Consider the following 17,735-nt stretch of genomic DNA (forward strand, 5'->3'; position numbering starts at 1 on the left):
TAATCAAACCAACCAGATGAGCCAAACTTTCTCTTAGTTTAGGCTGCCTTTGGACCCAAAAACTCTGCCGACGCACAATTGCTGACTGGCCTTGTGACTTGCCCCAAATGCGGGGGCGGCATGACAATCCGAACAGGCAAAAGCGGCCGCTATCGTTACTACTCTTGCTCGCGCAAACTGCGACAAAGTTCAACGGTGTGTGACAAACAAGACGTTCCTATGGATGATCTCGACAAATTTGTAATCAGCAGCCTATTGTCCGAACTTCTAAGTATTAAAAAAGTCAGTGCAATCCTCCAGCCATTGCTCGACCGCCAAGGTCGTTCAAATTGCGACAAACAAGATCGTTTGGTTGAACGCGAGGAAGAAGTTCTCTGCGCCAAGAAGCATTTGGACCAACTCTACAAGATGATCGAAAATGATTTGGTGGAGATGGCTGACCCCGATTTCAAAGAGCGATTTCAACACCGCAAAGAACTCTTGAAACAAGCGAAGTTGGAGCGGGATCAAGTTGCCGTTGAGATATCTCCGACCCTCAAAGTGTCACATGAGAGAGTTGCATCATATGTCGAAAAAATGCGCACGGTGTTGGAACAGCGCCCGATCAAAATGAAGAAGGGTTACATTTGGTCCATCGTTGATCAGATCGAAATCGGCGACGAAGCAATCAGGATCTATGGGCGAACATCCCAAATGGAACGCGCAGTGATGAGCGATAAAATCACACCTTCCGTGGTGCCCACTTCTGTTCAGGGGTGGCGGGGAGACAGGGATTCGAACCCTGGGAACGCTCTCACGTTCAACGGTTTTCAAGACCGCCGCATTCGACCACTCTGCCACCTCCCCGGTCGGGTCGGGGTTTAGAACCTGTTCGCTGAACTGGCAAGCAAAAAACCAAAGAAAAACCAAAAAGCATCAAAAGGGGATTTCTTGCCGAGCCGTAAGTGACAGACTTTCCATGATAACAAGCACGCGCTAAGGTGGCGACGAATGATGGGGATACCGGGAAAAACCGGTTGGGTGTAACGGCGCCCACAGGACAGGCAAGGATCGAAATATGAGTGACGCTAAGGTGATGAAATACCGGACTGCACGCTTTGCAGCGGTAGTGGCCGGGTTCGCAATGCTGGCCGCCTGCGAAGAGGGATCCACTCCCAGCTTCCTGCAACCCAAAGACAACGCCGAAGCCAGCACACCTGAGGCAAGCAACAGCACCAGACTGGTCGAGCGCGATGTTGAAGCCCCGGATGTTTTCCAAGTCACCGAAGCTGGCCTGTGGGACGGTCGCCCCTCCTTGGGTGGTGTATGGGTCGCACATCCCGATGCCAAAGAACCAGAACGGGTCATCATCCGCAACAATGCCAATGGCAAGTTTGTGATTGGCGCCCTATTCCGTCGCGAACGTGAAATTCCCGGTCCCCGCCTGCAAGCTTCGTCTGACGCAGCGGCGGCATTGGGGATGCTTGCCGGCGCCCCGGTCGAGCTGAACGTGACAGCCCTTCGCCGTGAAACCGTAGATGAGAGCCCTGAAATCGAAGAGGCCGCGCCAGTGGAAACTGCAACGCTTGCGCCTGTCGATGATGGCAGCAGCGACATTGCCGCAACCCCACTTGACCCAATCGCAGGGGCGGCAGCAGCAATTGAAGCACCGACTCCAGCCGCGGCATCACCAAAACCGCCAGCGCCTACATCGTCCCTTGCCAAGCCTTATATCCAGATTGGTATTTTCAGCGTCGAAGCCAACGCAGATCGAACCGCTTCGCAAATGCGTAACGCGGGTATGATCCCAACCGTGCTGGCACAAAGCTCAAACGGCAAGCCATTCTGGCGCGTGGTTGTTGGCCCGGCCCAGAGTAAATCCGAACGCACATCTCTGTTGAAAAAGGTCAAGGACGCAGGCTTCTCGGATGCCTACGCTGTCACCAACTAAACACCAGAGGGTATATCAATGAACTCGTTCCTTAATTCCTCTGGCCGTTTGATTGTTGCTGGCTGTATCGCCTTTAGCCTATCCGCCCTTTCCGCAGCCGCGTTTGAAACCAAAGCGCGCGCCGCCTATGTGGTGGATCAAGGTACAGATACCGTGCTGCTGTCCAAAAACGCAGAACAGCCGCTACCCCCTGCCTCGATGTCCAAACTGATGACGCTTTATGTGGCGTTCGAGGCTATTCGTGATGGCCGCCTGACATTGAACGAAGAGCTTCCAGTCAGCCAGCACGCGATGAGCTATGGCGGCTCGACTATGTTCTTGGATACCACCGACAGAGTGCGTGTTGAGGATCTGATCCGTGGCATCATCGTCCTGTCTGGCAACGATGCCTGCGTGGTGCTGGCCGAAGCACTGAGCCCCGATGGCACCGAAGCTGGCTTTGCCCGCTATATGACCAAGCGCGCGCAGCAATTGGGCATGAACAATTCAACCTTTGCCAATGCCAATGGCTGGCCTGCGGCCGGGCATCGTATGTCGGTTCAGGATCTTGCTATTCTGGCTGAGAAGTTGATCGAGGATTTCCCCGAATATTACCCACTGTTCTCAGAGACAGAATTCCAGTTCGACGGCCGCGCGCCCTCAAACACCCGCAACCGTAACCCATTGCTAAAACTCGGCATTGGCGCTGATGGCTTGAAAACCGGTCACACCTCCGAAGCCGGGTACGGCTTGGTCGGTTCAGCGGTTCAGGGCGACCGGAGGGTCATCTTTGTCGTGTCCGGTCTCAACAGCACCGGCGCCCGAGCAGAGGAGGCTGAAGCCCTCGTTAACTGGTCGTTTCGCCAATTTACCAGCAAAACGATCGCGAAAGCCTCTGTTCCGGTGGCTCAGGCCGAAGTCTGGCGGGGTGCGGAACAAACAGTAGGGCTGGTTCCTGCCGAAGATATGACCGTGCTGCTGCCTGCCCTGTCCGGCAAGCAAATCAACGCCGAGGTGGTCTATACCGGCCCAATTGAGGCGCCAATCACCAAGGGTCAACAATTGGCTGAACTGGTGCTGCAACCCGAAGACCTGCCAGAACTGCGCTTGCCCCTGGTAGCAGCCAAGGATATTCCCAGTGGTGGTTTTGTCGTACGTGTCAAAACGGCGGCTGAAATTCTGATCGGGCGGTTTCTGAACGGGCCCGAGGGGGCAATGTGACTAAACGACCGGCCAATGGCCTTTTCCTGACATTCGAAGGCATTGATGGTTCGGGCAAGTCCACCCAATGCCGCCTGCTGGCCGAGGCTCTGCAAGCTCAGGGCCGCGAAGTTGTTCTGACCCGCGAACCTGGTGGCTCCAAGGGCGCTGAGGAAATCCGGTCGCTGGTGCTCGAAGGGGATCCCGACCGCTGGTCTGCCGAAACCGAACTTTTGCTGTTCACTGCTGCGCGCCGCGACCATCTGGAACGCATAATTGAGCCCGCACTGGCTGCGGGTAAGATTGTGATCTGTGATCGCTTTGCCGACAGCACCCGCATGTATCAGGGCCTGTCGCGCGGCAACCTGCGCCCTGCCGTTGATCAACTGCATCAATTGATGATTGGTCGCGAACCCGATCTGACCATCCTGATCGACATGGACCCCGAGGTTGGCCTGTCACGCGCCAAGGGCCGCCAGACCGCCGAGGAACGGTTCGAAGATTTTGGGTTAGACCTGCAACAGAAAATGCGCACTGGCTTTCTGGATCTGGCACAGGAATTCGCCTTACGGTTTCGCGTCATCGACGGCAACCGTCCGGTTGAGACCGTCGCCGCTGATGTATTGACCACGGCTCAGGCCGCCCTGTCATGAAAGGCAAAGCCGCAGACGAAGACCTACCGCGCGCCGATCAGGCCCCGGGTGCGCCACACCCGCGTGAAACCGAACAGCTGTTTGGCCAATCCGAGGCCGAAGCTGCCTTTCTCACGGCTTTCAACACCGACCGCCTGCACCACGGCTGGTTGATCACTGGTCCCCAAGGTATCGGCAAGGCAACCCTGGCCTGGCGTATGGCTCGCTTTCTGCTGGCCACGCCCCCGGCTGAAGATGGACTGTTCGGCGCACCACCGCCGGTGGAAACGTTAGATGTCAGCCCAGAACATCCGGTCTCGCACCGCATACAGGCGCTGGCTGAACCCGGTCTGGCTGCGATTAGCCGCAGCTATAACGACAAGGGCAAGCTGCGGGACCAGATCGTCGTCGACGACATTCGCGCCCTGAACCGCTTCTTTGGCCTATCGGCGACCGACGGCGGACGCCGCGTGGTGATTGTGGATGCCGCTGATGACATGAACACCAGTGCCGCCAATGCGCTGCTGAAAATGCTCGAAGAGCCGCCTGCCCGCACCACAATCCTGCTGATCTCGCACCAGCCCTCGCGCCTGCTACCCACTATCCGCTCGCGGTGTCGCACCCTGCGGCTGTCACCACTGTCGGCGGATGATATGCAAAGCGCCTTGGTGCAGTCCGGTGCTGAAACACCCGAAAACCCCAACCACCTGGCCGCCCTCGCGGCTGGTTCGGTTGGCTCTGCTCTGCGTTTGCTGAACCTCCGCGGGCTGCAGATCTACAGCGAACTGGTGCAAATCCTCGCCTCGATGCCGCGCCTGGATCGCCCGCGCGCCATGGCGCTGGCCGAGGCCGCTGCCCAACGTGGGGCTGCCGAGAAATTTGAACTGCTGCTCACTCTGATTGACATGGCACTGGCCCGGTTGGCCCGTACTGGTGCCAGCGGCACGCCGCCAGTGCCCGAAGCCGCAGTGGATGAGGCAGCGATGCTGACGCGATTGTCCCCTACCCCACAGGCCGCCCGCGCCTGGGCTGATCTGGCAGCCGAAGTCACGGCACGGGTCCGCCATGGCCAAGCGGTGAACCTTGACCCCGCCGCGCTTGTCCTAGATACCGTTTTCAAGATGCAAAAAACGGCGTCCCGCTAGGTCATACAGGCCTGCAACGACGCATTCGCGACAGAGACAGGCATGACCGAAATCACTACCACTCCAGAAATCACCGACAGCCATTGCCACCTCGATTTCCCCGATTTCGAGGGCAAACTGGACGAGGTCATCGCCAGTGCCGCTGCTGCTGGTGTCACCCGTATGGTCACCATCTGCACCAAGCTGAAAAGCGAACCATCCGTGCGCGCCATTGCCGAGGCCCACGCGCCTGTGTTTTACGCCGCTGGCACCCACCCGATGAGCGCGGCGAGTGAGCCCATGGCCACAGCGGATGAACTGATCGCCCTGGCCAAACACCCCAAGTTTGTTGGTATCGGTGAAACCGGTCTCGATTACCACTACACGGCCGACAGCGCCCAAGTGCAAAAGGACAGCTTGCGCATCCATATCGCCGCCGCTCGTGAAACCGGCCTGCCGCTGATCATACATTCGCGTGCTGCCGACGATGACATGACCCACATCCTGACTGAAGAAATGAACAACGGCGCTTACTCTTGCGTCATGCACTGCTTCTCTTCCTCACCAGAGCTGGCCCGCGCCGCGCTCGACCTTGGGTTCTACCTGTCGATGTCCGGCATCGCTGCCTTCCCAAAGAGCCAGGAGATCCGCGATATCTTTGCCGCTGCACCCGTCGACCGCGTGCTGGTCGAGACCGATGCGCCTTATCTTGCTCCGCCGCCATACCGCGGCAAGCGTAACGAGCCCGCCTATACCGCCCACACCGCCCGTGTCGGGGCCGAGGTTTACGGGCTCGACTACGTTGATTTTGCTGCCCGCACGCAGGAAAACTTTGACCGCCTGTTCACCAAAGCTGCCGCCTACGCGGTGCCCGCCTGATGGGAGAGCTGCGCTTTACCATCCTCGGCTGCGGCTCCTCTGGCGGTGTGCCCCGTTTGGGCGGACATTGGGGCGATTGCGACCCGGAAAACCCGCATAATCGCCGCCGCCGCTGTTCGATGCTGGTGGAGCGCGACGGGCCTGATGGCACCACAACGGTGTTGATCGATACCTCACCCGATATGCGCAGCCAATTGCTCGACACCAATACAGGGCGGCTGGATGCGGTGGTCTATACCCACGACCACGCCGACCACGTGCATGGCATCGACGACCTGCGCATGATCGTCTTCAACATGAAGGATCGCATCCCGGTTTATGCCGATGGCGACACCCAGAACGGGTTGCTGTCGCGCTTTGGCTACGCCTTTGTGCAGCCCCCAGGATCATCCTACCCGCCCATCCTAGACCTGCGCACCATCGACGGGGAATTCTCGATCGATGGTCCCGGTGGTGAAATCACACTGCGCCCGTTCAAGGTCAAACACGGTGCCATTGACGCCCTTGGTTTTCGCATCGGTGATCTGGCCTATCTTCCCGATGTCTCTGAAATCTACGACCAGGCTCTGGAAGAATTGACCGATCTCGACTGCTGGATCCTCGACTCGCTGCGCCGTCGCCCGCATTCGACCCATTTCCACTATGAGCGCGCGCTCGAGTGGGTCTACAAAATGGCCCCCCGCCGCGCCGTGCTGACCAACATGCACATCGACCTAGACTACGCCACTGTCTGCGCGGAAACCCCGGACCATATCACCGCCGCCTATGACGGCATGGTGATCCGTTATCCGATCTAACCCGTGGTTTCTTTTTGCTCCAATTACTCCCGCCGGAAGCTCCCCCACTCGGCCAAAGCCGCAGGTGATAGATGTTTCAGAGCCTGATCGACGTTATTCTTCCTGTCTTCCTAGTCATCGGCGCAGGCTACGGCGCGACCCGGGCGGGCTATTTCAAACAGGAATACGTCGAAGGACTGATGAAGTTCACCCAGAACTTTGCCATCCCCTGCCTGCTGTTTCGCGCCATTGCCAATCTGGATCTTGCTGCCAGCTTTGATCTGCGGCTGCTGGCCAGTTTCTATGCCGGGGCAACCATCTGCTTTACCATCGGCATCATCGGCGCCCGGCTGATCTTCAAACGCGATTGGGAGGACTGCGTCGTCATTGGTTTTTGCTGCCTGTTCTCCAATTCAGTTCTGTTGGGGCTACCGATCACTGAACGCGCCTATGGTCCTGACAACCTCACCGGCAACTTTGCCATCATCGCTTTCCATGCTCCGTTTTGCTACGGATTGGGCATCACCGTGATGGAAGTGGTGCGCAACCGTGGCGCTGGCGGGATCAAAACCGTAAAATCGGTGTTCTCGGCCATGTTCAAGAACGTACTGGTATTGGCCATCGGTTTGGGCTTCATCGTCAACATGACCAGTTTCAAGGTGCCCAACGCCATTGACGAAGCTCTGTTGCTGCTGATCCGCGCTGCCCTGCCCGCAGCTTTGTTTGCCCTTGGCGGGGTGCTGGTCAAGTACCGCCCCGAAGGCGACATGCTGACGATTTGCTTTGTCTGCATAACCTCGCTGCTGATCCACCCCACACTGGTCTGGACCTTTGGCACAACGCTATCGGTGCCGCAGGATCTGTTCCGCTCGGGCGTGCTGAACGCGGCGATGGCTCCAGGTTTCAACGCGTATATTTTTGCCAATATGTATGGCCGCGCCAAACGTGTTGCGGCCTCGTCTGTGCTGATCGCAACCGGGGCCTGCCTGTTCACCGTCTGGTTCTGGCTGACCCTTCTTGGGTGAATATGTGACCACGACATTTGTTTTAGCGCAAAGTCCCGGCACGTCGCTTTTGATAGCCAGTCCCCATGACTATCAGGAGCGAACACAATGCCCTCTTCCACCGCTGAACAAATGCGCGAATGGCGCGGCCCTGCGCTGCTCTCCTACGGATTTAGACCCTTCTTTCTTCTTGGCGCGGGTTGGGCAGCCTTCGCCATGGTGTTGTGGATCTGCTCCTTAACCGGGGCGCTGACCATACCCAGTGCATTTGACGCCGCCAGTTGGCACGCTCATGCCTTCATGTTTGGCTTTTTGCCCGCAATTGTCGCGGGCTTCCTGCTGACCGCAGTCCCAAACTGGACCGGGCGCCTGCCGGTTGTTGGCTATCCGCTGGGTGCCCTTGTGACGCTCTGGGTGCTGGGACGTCTTGCCGTGCTGTTCTCGACCTACCTGCCGCCTCTGTTGGTTGCTCTGGTTGACCTTTCTGCACTTACCGCTCTGGGCCTTTTGATGGCGCGCGAGATCATCGCAGGCAAGAACTGGCGCAACTTGATCGTTCTGGCGATGCTGCTGGTCCTGATCCTTGGCAACGCCGTCTTTCACATTGAGGCTGCGCGCGGAGACTACGCCGCCCAAGGCTATGGTCTTCGTATAGGCCTCGCCTCGGCCGTGTTGATGATCGGTGTCATTGGCGGGCGTATTGTTCCCTCTTTCACCCGCAACTGGCTGGTCAAGGCAGGGCACAGTTTTCGCCCGACCCCACCCATGCAACGTCTGGACAAGCTTGTTCTGCTAGCTTCCGTTCTGATCCTGGTGACCTGGGTCCTGCGCCCCGAAGACAATACCACAGGCGCCCTACTCACGGTGTTGGGCCTGCTACACTTGCTCCGCCTGTCGCGTTGGGGTGGCCAGCACACCGTGTCCGAACCCTTGTTGCTGATCCTGCATGTCGGTTACGCCTTCATCCCGCTGGGGGCCATTTTTCTGGGGCTGGCAGTCATCCAACCCGATCTCGTTTCACTTGCCGCTGCGCAACATCTCTGGATGGGCGGTGCCATTGCGGTGATGACCTTGGCGGTAATGACCCGCGCCACCCTTGGCCATACCGGTCACGCGCTGATTGCCAGCCGTGCCACTGTTGGAGTGTTTATCCTGCTTGTGGTGTCATCACTGGCACGGTTGGTCGCCGGATTGCTGCCCGATGCAGCACAGTTGCTGTACCACCTTGCGGGGCTTACCTGGATCCTGGGCTTTGGTGGCTTTGTGGCGGTCTATGGACCAATGCTGCTCACACGCCAGGCCCGCCGCTGAAACACTCTGCTAGCGCAGCCGCGCCAGCAGCAGCGGCCCCAGCATCACCACCAGTGCAATCCGCAGGATGTGGTGCAGCACCACATAGGTCAGATCCGCTCCGGCAATCAGCGCCAGCACCACCATCTCCCCCTGCCCGCCAGGCAGGAAGGCCAAAAAGGCCTCTAGCGCCGGCGCGATTGCCAGACTGGTGATCGCCAAAATGAACACCGCGCTGATCACGGTTAGCAAAGCCCCATTGGCAACACCTGCCAAAACCACCTTGCGCAGCTCAACCAAGGTCACGCCAACGTATTTTGAACCAACAGACATCCCGATAAAGAACTGACAGGCCCAGATCACCTCGGCCGGGGGGCGCTGAGTGATCACTCCGGACAGGGTCAGCCCTGCGGTCAGCGCCATCGGGCCAATGATTGACGCCCCAAGAATGTTCAGCTTGGCCGCAATTCCCCAACCAGCCAATCCAGCGAACAACATCCAGGCCAGCTGCACCAATGGAGTGTCAGCCGTGTCCCGCCCCGGGCGTGCCAACAGATCTACGTCCCACAATAGATCCAGAATGAACGGGGCGAGGCTGACAATGAACAAGATCCGCGTGGCATGCACCAGCGACAGTGCCCGCATATTTGCACCAGCTTGTTCGCCAAAAACCATCAGGTCCTGCAAGCCGCCGGGCATAGCGCAGTAATAGCTGGTCACCTTGTCAAACTTGAACACCCGCCGCATCAGCGGGAACGAACACAGCGCAACGATGACAACAAACACTGGCACAATCAGGAGTGACAGTGCCATCTCTGGCAAGGCCGCTACAACGCTTGGTATAATCGACGATCCAGCGGCTACCCCCAGAACAGTTCGAAATGCGGTGCCTAGCCACCCCATACCAGCCAGCTGTGCCCCACCCAGCGCGGCCAACAGGCACATCAACATTGGCCCCAGCAGGAACGGCAGTGGCAGCTCCAGCCATAGGAAAAAAAGCACACCGATCAATGCAACGATTGTGGTTACCAAGCGCGGCTTGAGTTGAAGAGAGCTAGTCATGTGGTGATTTTCCAACCGTCAAAACGTAATCAGGGGGGCCGAAGCCCCCCTGATCTATTCGCATCAATCGCCGTCTGCGACACCCTCTGCTCGCAATCGCGCACGTCGGGCTCGGTAGCTGGGTAGAATTACAAGGATTGCAGCAATTCCCAGCAGACCCGCTGTCATCGGACGCTCTAGGATAAAGCCCATTCCGTCATACAACTGCATCGAGCGGGCAAAGTTATCCTCGAGCATAGAGCCCAGAATGAAGCCGATCAACAGCGGTGCCAGTGGGTAGTCGGCAAAGCGCAGAACTGTCGCACAGATCCCCAGACCAACCAGGATCAGAAGTTCGGTTGCGTTGTTCTGCCCGATGTAGGCGCCCATCATTGTAAAGAACAGGATGAACGGGATCAGATAGTTGCGTGGAACAGCAAGAACCTTGGCGATATAAGGGATCAGCGGCAGGTTCAGAACCAGCAACACCAGGTTACCGATATACATCGAGATGATAACCGCCCAGAAGATCTCGGGCTGATCGACCATCAAACGTGGACCAGGGTTAACATTCAGCGCAATCAGAGCCCCCAACAGGATCGCAGTTGTACCAGAGCCTGGGATACCCAGTGTCAGCAGTGGCACAAACGAACCAGTACAGGCCGCATTGTTCGCCGCTTCTGGTGCAGCCAGACCTTTGACCGAGCCTTTACCGAACTTCTCTTGGTCTTCCTTCGAGGCGATGTTGCGCTCAACCGCATAGCCAAGGAACGATGCGATGGTTGCGCCAGCACCAGGAAGAACACCAATCAGGAAGCCCTGGATTGACTGGCGGCCAATGACCGGTGCGATTTCTCTAGCTTCTTGTTTTGTGATGCGCAGGTCCTTGATCTCGCCGCCGGTTTCATTGTTCGACCGCGATGGGTCCAACACCAGATACAGCGCCTCAGGCAGAGCGAACATCGCCATCGCCAGCGTGATAAAGCCAAAGCCAGACTGCAGATCCATGATACCCATTGTAAAGCGTGGCAGGTTAAACAGTGCGCCTTCGCCCACAGTCGCCATGATCAGTCCCAGAACAGTCATCAGCATCGCCTTGGCGACCTGACCGGTTCCAGCGAATGCTGCAATAGCGGACAGGCCAACAACCATAAGTGCGAAATATTCGGGCGAATGGAACAGCAGAGCCACGGTAGCCAGTGCCGGTGCAAAGATCATCAGCAGGATGGCACCGATCGAACCACCGCAGAAGGATGAAATTGCAGCAACGGTCAGGGCCTTGCCCGCTTTACCAGCGCGCGCCAACGGATACCCGTCAAACGAGGTGGCAACGGTAGATGCAACCCCCGGTGCATTGATCAGGATCGACGACGTGGAACCGCCAAAGATGGCGCCGTAATAAACACCAGCCAACAGGATCAGCGCGGCAGATGGGTCACCGATGGTGATCGCAACCGGGATCATGATGGAAATGATGCTCATCGGGCCCAGTCCGGGCAGCATTCCGATGAAGGTACCAATCAGACAGCCACCGATGACCATCATAAGGTTTGTGAGTGTAAAGGCCGTTGACAGCCCGATCATAATTCCTTCGAGCATATCAGCCTCCGGTTCCTAGGAAGTACGGCAATGGGCGCAAGTAGATGCCCAGAACAACCTGTACCAGATACCAAACAATGCCGGTGGCCAGCAGCGTGATTGGCAGCAGGTATTGCAGCTTACGCTCACCCAAAACCATCGCGCAGACGGTCAGAAAGGCTACCGTCGAGATCACAAAGCCAGCCGGGCGAAGCATCAGCGCATAGATCGCCATCATCGCCAGCAGTGAAAGGGCTTGTCCCAGGTTATAGTCGGTCAGTCGGCTATAATTGATGTCACCATCTTTCAGCTCTTCACTGCCCTTGCTCTTACCCAGCACAATGATCAGCGAGCTGATAATAGCCAGAACAGTTAGCACTTTAGGGAAAGTACTCGGCCAAATGGCGTTTTGTTGCATGAACGGCGGAAGTCCCGCATCGATAGTGAAAAAGGCCGCGTATCCGTAGGCCATGCAGATCATCAGGATGATCAGTGCGATCCAGCGATCAAGCGCCATTGGATCCTCCAATAGTGGTTGCTCTATCCATCTGATATAAGACAATGGATTAGAGAGTCGTAAAAAAAATCCGGGGCAAGACATGCTTGCCCCGGATCAGGCTAAGATTTAGCGGAAGCCAAGTTCGGTCATCAGATCACCGATAACTTTTTCCTGGTTTTCCAGGAAGCTTACAAAGTCGTCGCCGCTGTTGTGGATGTTGACCCAGCCATTACGCTCACGAACAACTTCCCACTCTGGGGTGTCGTACATTTTGGTGATAGCGGCCTGGTAGGCAGCCAGCTTATCTTCCGACAGACCAGGAGCCGCAAAGAAACCACGCCAGTTTACAAACTCAGCGTCGATGCCCTGCTCTTTCATGGTCGGTGCGTCAGCGTAGGCCGACACACGATCGTTCGAAGTCACACCGATGATTTTAACTTCACCAGCGTTTGCCAGTTCAACAGCTTCAGAGAAACCTGTCGACAGAGCAGCAATTTCGCCCGACAGCAGAGCTGCCATCGCCATGCCACCAGCATCGTATGGGATGTACTTAACAGCGGTTGGATCTTCGCCAGCTGCCTTCATAACCATGGATGCAACCAGGTGGTCCATGCCGCCTGGAACCGAGCCACCACCGATGGCGGTTTTACGTGGGCTTGCTTTGTAAGCCGCTACCAGATCTTCCATCGAGTTGATTGGGCTGTCTTTGCCTACAACAAACGCAGCGTAGTCACCGATAGTGCCTGCAACCATAGTCAGGTCGCGGAAGTTATGCGGGAATACGCCTGTCAGCGAACGAATGATGATCGGTGTCGAGCTGACCATCAGAGTGCCGTGCTGGCTTTCAGCGTTTTCGATCAGGAAGCCGATCGCCTTGCCGCCGCCGCCGCCAGACATATTTTCATAGCTAGCTGTGCCAACCAGACCAGCATTGGTCAGGGCTTCACCAGTACCGCGTGCGGTACCGTCCCAGCCTCCACCAGCGCCGCCAGGGATCAGGAAGTGCAGGCTGTCGAGTTTTTCCTCGGCAACAACTGGGCTACCAAATGCCATAGTGGCTGCAGCCGCTGCCATTACGGCCCGGCGTGTAAGTTTCAGGTTAATCATTTTGTCCTCCCATTTGACAAATCGCGGCTTAGCCGCTCAACACAGAGAGGACCACGGCAAGCTGACACAAACCTGTCACGAAAGCAGAAAGGACATCGGCCAAATGCGCTACTTGTTGGTAGAGGACAATATTAGCCTGGCGACAGCGGTTCTTGACCGGTTGCGCATGGACGGCCATGTGGTTGACCACGCAGACAATATTGCGTCAGCCGAGGATTTTTCAGCAACCAGTGACTACGACCTTATTTTGTTGGACATTATGCTGCCAGATGGCGACGGGCGGGCCTTTCTCAGGTCCCACCGCGCCAGACTGATAGAAACACCGGTTATTGTCCTTACGGCGCGCTCTGAAGTGTCTGATCGGGTTGGCATGCTGGATCTTGGCGCCGACGATTACATCACCAAACCCTTCGATTTCTCTGAATTAGAGGCCCGCTGTCGCGCCGTAATGCGCCGCCATGGTGGTGACAGCTCCAACACAAAACGATTCGGGGAGCTTGAATTCAATCCGCTGGCGGGCACTATGACCATTTCTGGCGAGACCATAACGCTGCGAAACAAAGAGCTTCGCCTCCTCGAGATTTTTCTCAATAGTCCAGATCGGATCTTTTCGAAGCCCAAACTGGTGGATCGGCTTTTCTCATATGATGAAGACGTGTCAGAAAATGCCATCGAAGTATATGTCGGCCGCCTGCGTAAACATCTGACTGGCTCAGGGGTCGAAATTACCACGGTTCGCGGACTTGGTTATCGGATGTCGCTGGCATGACTGCTCAATTACAGACCAGCGGCTCTCTGCGCCGCCGCCTGACCTTGCAGCTTGTTGGCAGCGCCGCTTTTCTGGCGACTCTTTTGTACTTTGTTGTGCTTGGCTTCGCCCGGGATGTCGCTCAGCAAACCCATGACAGTATTCTGCTTGCTTCAGCGACATCGATCATGGACTCGGTCTCAGTTCAGGCCGATGAGGTCACTGTAGACATCCCCTACTCGGCCCTGTCGATGCTGGGTAATGTCAACAATGACCGCGTATTCTACCGAATTTCGACACGGGGCAAGGTCCTGACTGGATACAACAATCTTCCCTACACCAGCAAAACTGTAAGGTCTGGCCATTCAGCTTTTGACACCCTGGACTATAAGGGCGAAAGCATTCGCATGGTCACATCTGCGCGCCGCCTGTCACTTCAGGGTGCGCCGACAGACATCATCATCTCCGTAGCCCAGACCCGCGAAAGTCAGGCTGAACAGCTGGCCCAGCTTTCACGTTCAGCGCTGCAGCTGGGACTCGGGTTCTTTGTGGTTGCTGCAATGCTTGCAATCTGGGCCGCGCAATCCAGCATTCGCCCACTTAAACAATTGACCGCAGCGGTTTCACGGCGCGGCCCAAAAGATCTACGACCAGTTGAGCGGCCGGTCCCCAGCGAGATGATCCCACTGGTTTCCTCTCTGAACCAATTTATTGCCCGACTGCGTGTTTCACTCTCCCGGTCCGAGGATTTTATCGCCGAGGCCGCCCACCGTGTACGTACCCCTTTGGCAACTGTGCGCACCCAGGCCGAGATTACCCTGCGCCGGGTGGATAAAGCCGAAAACCGCGCCTCCATTCGTGAAATGATCCGCGCCATCGATGAAAGTTCTCGCGCGGCCGGGCAGCTACTGGATCACGCGATGGTCACCTTTCGCATCGACAGTCTTGAACGTAAGGCCATTGATGTATCGGATCTCGCTGAAGAGCTGGTAGACCGTTTGCACCCTATCGCCGATCTAAAGGACATCAGCCTGGAATTTGCAGGTGGCGACTGCCCCAAAATCACCGGCGATGTGATCCTGATCCAAAACGCTGTGCATAACATTCTTGACAACGCCGTCAAATATTCGCCCAGCGAAAGCACAATTCATGTTAAAACCCAACTGAACGGCAGCACTGTCAAAATTCAGGTCGAAGACGCAGCCGGGGGGTTCGCCGACATGGACACCGATGCCCTCACCCAGCGTTTCACGCGCGGCAAGAACGCCGCCGGAACCGTTGGATCAGGACTGGGTTTGACCATCGCCCGCGAGGTAGTCGAAGCGCACGGCGGCAGCCTCATCATCGAAAACAGCACCAATGGAGAAGGCGCATGCATATCTCTTTGCTTCCCCTACGACTGACCGCTGCACTTCTGGCGCTCGCAACATCGGCATTTGCCTTTGAAGTCGAAGAAAACCGCCGTTTTGGTGATGACACCGGGCAAATGCTCAAGATCATCTCGACCACCGACACCGATCTGCTTGCCCCAATGGTCAACAGCTTTCTGAGCCAAAACCCCGGTTCCGCTGTTGACTATACCACCGTCAGCAGTGCCGAGTTGATGAAGGCCATCATGCTCGAAGGTCAAGAATTTGACCTGGCGATCTCATCCGCAATGGACCTGCAGATCAAGCTGGCCAACGACGGCTTTACCCGCACTCACCGGTCAGATGCGGCAAATTTGATCCCCGAATGGGGCAACTGGCGCAATCACGTCTTTGCCTTCTCGCAGGAACCGGCATCTGTGGTTGTTTCACCAGCTGCGTTTGAAGGGTTGGAGATCCCGCGCTCGCGCCAGGAACTGATCTCGCTGTTGCGACGACACCCCGATCGGTTCCGGGGCCGCATTGGCACCTATGACGTCAGCACCAGCGGGCTGGGCTATCTGTTTGCAACGCAAGACGCTCGCACATCAGAATCATATTGGCGCTTGATGGAAATCATGGGCGGCTTGAAAATCAAACTGTTCTGCTGTTCAGGCGACATGATCGAAAACGTCGCCCAAGGGGAAATCGCTGTCGCCTATAATGTGCTGGGCAGCTACGCCCGCGCACGCAAAGATCTGGCCAACCGGATCGAGATCATAGAGCCCGAAGACTACACCAACATGATGCTGCGTACCGCGGTCATCCTACAAACCAGCCAAGAACCCAAACTGGCCGGGGCCTTTATCGATCATCTGCTACGCGCCGCCTGGGATAAGACAGCAGTGCCGGAATATCCGTTCCACCGCTACCCCACCAACAACTCGGCCCAAGCCGCCCCGTTTCGCCCCATCCAACTGGGGCCAGGGTTGCTGGTCTTTCTGGATCACCTAAAGCGCAAGCGCTTTCTGGCTGAATGGCACAGCACTGTGCGGCAGAACTGATCTGCGCACTACCAGCGCGGGTCGTCCAGCTCTAACGGGAACCCGCGCGGCAAGAGGCCGGACTGGAACCAGTTGACAAAACTGTAGATCGAAAACACCGGCAAACCCGTCACTTTGCGGATGTCGCGGGCATAGGGCACCATGTTGGTGCATTCCAACACGATTGCCCCAACACCCGAATAGCTTTGCACCATCTCCAGCCCTGCATCGACCATATCCTGTCGGCAGCCCTCAAAATCGATCTCCAATTGGTCGCCAAGAATACTGGAGGTCAAACAACGTCCCCCATCGGTGCCAATGACCGGCGTATCAACCGGTGCGCCTGCCGCCGCCAGATGGTCTTTGGTCAATGATGACTTGGATATGGTTATGACCCCACACCGCTTACCAGCAGGCAACAGCGCCTCAACCATAGGCACCTGCATCAATGACGACGTTGCCACTGGCACGCCGAGCGCCGCTTTGATGTCATCCTGTATCAGCGACAGAAACCCGCAATTGGTGGTGATCCCATCACAACCGGACCGCACAAGATCACGCCCCGCATCGATGAACCTATCAACCAGTTCGGTTGGATTGTTGCGTACAATGGCTTCCGGTGTCGCTCCGGAAACAACCCGGTATTGCACCGGGAAATCCCATGTCATGGCATTGCCCATGTCACCGTAGATCCGGGGAAACCGGGTTTCCAGCATCAGAATGCCAACCGTGGCCCCGTAGACCGTCTTGCCACCTCGTTCCATTGTCTAGCCTTCCAAGTGAGAATTAGTCCTGCGGCACGTACAGCTGCGAAAATGCGATTTGCACCGCTTCGGTTGCTGCTTCGCGTCGCTTTTCGATATGGCCGCGCAGCGCGGCTTCGGCAGCTTCGGCATCGCGCCCGGCTAGCCCCAACAAAATCCGACTGTGAACTGACAGCTCTCCGGGCACACGCGCCTTGGCGTTGCCCCGCATCCGCTTCAGATCAATCAACCTAATGTATCGTATACGATCGTTCAAACTGCGCAGCACACGTTCCAACTCGCCATTTCCCGATAGCCGCACAAGCCGCATATGGAACTCTTCATCCATCGCCAGCTGTTCTGTTGGTTCGGTGCAGCTGTCATAGTCTGGCTCGGTCTTCTCCAGATAATCAGACAAGACCGCGATCTCTTCGTCAGTTGCTCGCCGGCACGCCAGGCGCAGCGCCTCGCACTCAACGCCAACGCGGGCCTCGTACAAATCAAGGATATAACTTGGTGTTAGCGACCGGCAGAAAAAGCCGCGGTTGTTCTGAAAGGTCAGGAACCCCTCGGCCACCAACCGGTTTAGCGCCTCTCGCAATGGGGTTCGACTGGCCCCCAACTGTTTTGACAATTCACTCTCGTTGATGCGCTGATCAGGCATAAAGGCAAAATCCGCCGCCATCTGGCGCAGCGCCTCATACACCCGGCCTACATTGCTTTCCTGCTTGGTCATCTGTCAAACCACCCTGTTTCATTTGCAAGCTAATCAGGAATTGACATGAGCGCAAGACTGCATTCTAAACTGTATACAAT

The 17,735-nt window shown here is 56.9% G+C and carries 17 protein-coding genes, 1 tRNA gene and 1 pseudogene; 12 read left to right on the forward strand and 7 right to left on the reverse strand.

Annotated features, from left to right (window positions below; all coding sequences use genetic code 11):
* Positions 1 to 78: 78 nt before the first annotated feature.
* A pseudogene (locus AC2T28_RS22520) lies at positions 79 to 243 on the forward strand (recombinase zinc ribbon domain-containing protein); the annotation flags it as partial.
* 513 nt (positions 244 to 756) lie between these two features.
* Here the strand turns inward: AC2T28_RS22520 and AC2T28_RS22525 are convergent.
* Positions 757 to 846: transfer RNA gene (locus AC2T28_RS22525), tRNA-Ser, on the reverse strand.
* Between the two features lie 211 nt (positions 847 to 1,057).
* On the opposite strand from AC2T28_RS22525, the gene AC2T28_RS22530 reads away from it, so the two are divergent.
* The 8 genes from AC2T28_RS22530 (at position 1,058) to AC2T28_RS22565 (ending at position 8,835) form a co-directional block, all read left to right on the forward strand.
* Positions 1,058 to 1,930, forward strand: coding sequence for an SPOR domain-containing protein (locus AC2T28_RS22530; protein ID WP_486750856.1), 873 nt, complete (start codon positions 1,058 to 1,060; stop codon positions 1,928 to 1,930).
* Positions 1,931 to 1,948: 18 nt separating this feature from the next.
* Entirely contained in the window at positions 1,949 to 3,130 is a 1,182-nt protein-coding gene (locus AC2T28_RS22535) for a D-alanyl-D-alanine carboxypeptidase family protein (protein WP_486750857.1), read from the forward strand.
* The gene (gene tmk / locus AC2T28_RS22540; protein ID WP_486750858.1) at positions 3,127 to 3,762 is read left to right on the forward strand and encodes a dTMP kinase; all 636 of its coding nucleotides are present in this window, start codon (positions 3,127 to 3,129) and stop codon (positions 3,760 to 3,762) included. The genes AC2T28_RS22535 and tmk overlap by 4 nt, the downstream gene beginning before the upstream one ends.
* A complete protein-coding gene (locus tag AC2T28_RS22545) occupies positions 3,759 to 4,886 on the forward strand; it encodes a DNA polymerase III subunit delta' (RefSeq protein ID WP_486750859.1) in 1,128 nt (375 codons plus the stop codon). Before tmk ends, AC2T28_RS22545 begins: the two co-directional genes overlap by 4 nt.
* 42 nt (positions 4,887 to 4,928) lie before the next feature.
* A complete protein-coding gene (locus AC2T28_RS22550; protein ID WP_486750860.1) occupies positions 4,929 to 5,744 on the forward strand; it encodes a TatD family hydrolase in 816 nt (271 codons plus the stop codon).
* Complete coding sequence (locus tag AC2T28_RS22555; protein WP_486750861.1) at positions 5,744 to 6,541, forward strand: MBL fold metallo-hydrolase; 798 nt, start codon at positions 5,744 to 5,746, stop codon at positions 6,539 to 6,541. Before AC2T28_RS22550 ends, AC2T28_RS22555 begins: the two co-directional genes overlap by 1 nt.
* A gap of 71 nt (positions 6,542 to 6,612) precedes the next feature.
* Positions 6,613 to 7,545 (forward strand): AEC family transporter, encoded by a 933-nt coding sequence (locus AC2T28_RS22560; protein WP_486750862.1) that lies wholly within the window; start codon positions 6,613 to 6,615, stop codon positions 7,543 to 7,545.
* A gap of 87 nt (positions 7,546 to 7,632) precedes the next feature.
* The gene (locus tag AC2T28_RS22565; protein WP_486750863.1) at positions 7,633 to 8,835 is read left to right on the forward strand and encodes an NnrS family protein; all 1,203 of its coding nucleotides are present in this window, start codon (positions 7,633 to 7,635) and stop codon (positions 8,833 to 8,835) included.
* Positions 8,836 to 8,844: 9 nt separating this feature from the next.
* Here the strand turns inward: AC2T28_RS22565 and AC2T28_RS22570 are convergent, their stop codons facing one another.
* The 4 genes from AC2T28_RS22570 to AC2T28_RS22585 form a co-directional block, all read right to left on the reverse strand.
* Positions 8,845 to 9,876 (reverse strand): AbrB family transcriptional regulator, encoded by a 1,032-nt coding sequence (locus AC2T28_RS22570; RefSeq protein WP_486750864.1) that lies wholly within the window; start codon positions 9,874 to 9,876, stop codon positions 8,845 to 8,847.
* Positions 9,877 to 9,939: 63 nt separating this feature from the next.
* On the reverse strand, positions 9,940 to 11,454 hold the full coding sequence (locus AC2T28_RS22575) for a tripartite tricarboxylate transporter permease (RefSeq protein ID WP_486750865.1): 1,515 nt from the start codon (positions 11,452 to 11,454) through the stop codon (positions 9,940 to 9,942).
* Position 11,455: 1 nt separating this feature from the next.
* On the reverse strand, positions 11,456 to 11,950 hold the full coding sequence (locus tag AC2T28_RS22580; protein WP_486750866.1) for a tripartite tricarboxylate transporter TctB family protein: 495 nt from the start codon (positions 11,948 to 11,950) through the stop codon (positions 11,456 to 11,458).
* A gap of 108 nt (positions 11,951 to 12,058) precedes the next feature.
* Positions 12,059 to 13,039 carry a Bug family tripartite tricarboxylate transporter substrate binding protein gene (locus AC2T28_RS22585; protein WP_486750867.1) on the reverse strand — a complete coding sequence of 327 codons (981 nt, stop codon included), beginning with the start codon at positions 13,037 to 13,039 and terminating at the stop codon, positions 12,059 to 12,061.
* Positions 13,040 to 13,142: 103 nt separating this feature from the next.
* Here AC2T28_RS22585 and AC2T28_RS22590 point away from each other — a divergent pair, with 103 nt between their 5' ends.
* The 3 genes from AC2T28_RS22590 to AC2T28_RS22600 are packed head-to-tail and all read left to right on the forward strand — an operon-like array spanning position 13,143 to position 16,197.
* The gene (locus AC2T28_RS22590; RefSeq protein WP_486750868.1) at positions 13,143 to 13,808 is read left to right on the forward strand and encodes a response regulator transcription factor; all 666 of its coding nucleotides are present in this window, start codon (positions 13,143 to 13,145) and stop codon (positions 13,806 to 13,808) included.
* Positions 13,805 to 15,190 carry a sensor histidine kinase gene (locus tag AC2T28_RS22595; protein WP_486750869.1) on the forward strand — a complete coding sequence of 462 codons (1,386 nt, stop codon included), beginning with the start codon at positions 13,805 to 13,807 and terminating at the stop codon, positions 15,188 to 15,190. The genes AC2T28_RS22590 and AC2T28_RS22595 overlap by 4 nt, the downstream gene beginning before the upstream one ends.
* Positions 15,160 to 16,197: an ABC transporter substrate-binding protein gene (locus AC2T28_RS22600; protein ID WP_486750870.1), complete on the forward strand. Its 1,038-nt coding sequence runs from the start codon at positions 15,160 to 15,162 to the stop codon at positions 16,195 to 16,197. The genes AC2T28_RS22595 and AC2T28_RS22600 overlap by 31 nt, the downstream gene beginning before the upstream one ends.
* An 8-nt stretch (positions 16,198 to 16,205) precedes the next feature.
* Here the strand turns inward: AC2T28_RS22600 and AC2T28_RS22605 are convergent, their stop codons facing one another.
* Both AC2T28_RS22605 and AC2T28_RS22610 read right to left on the reverse strand, forming a co-directional pair.
* Positions 16,206 to 16,940 carry an aspartate/glutamate racemase family protein gene (locus AC2T28_RS22605; protein WP_486750871.1) on the reverse strand — a complete coding sequence of 245 codons (735 nt, stop codon included), beginning with the start codon at positions 16,938 to 16,940 and terminating at the stop codon, positions 16,206 to 16,208.
* A gap of 22 nt (positions 16,941 to 16,962) precedes the next feature.
* A complete protein-coding gene (locus AC2T28_RS22610; protein ID WP_486750872.1) occupies positions 16,963 to 17,655 on the reverse strand; it encodes a GntR family transcriptional regulator in 693 nt (230 codons plus the stop codon).
* Between the last annotated feature and the right edge of the window lie 80 nt (positions 17,656 to 17,735).

Source organism: Parasedimentitalea nitratireducens (assembly GCF_057444295.1).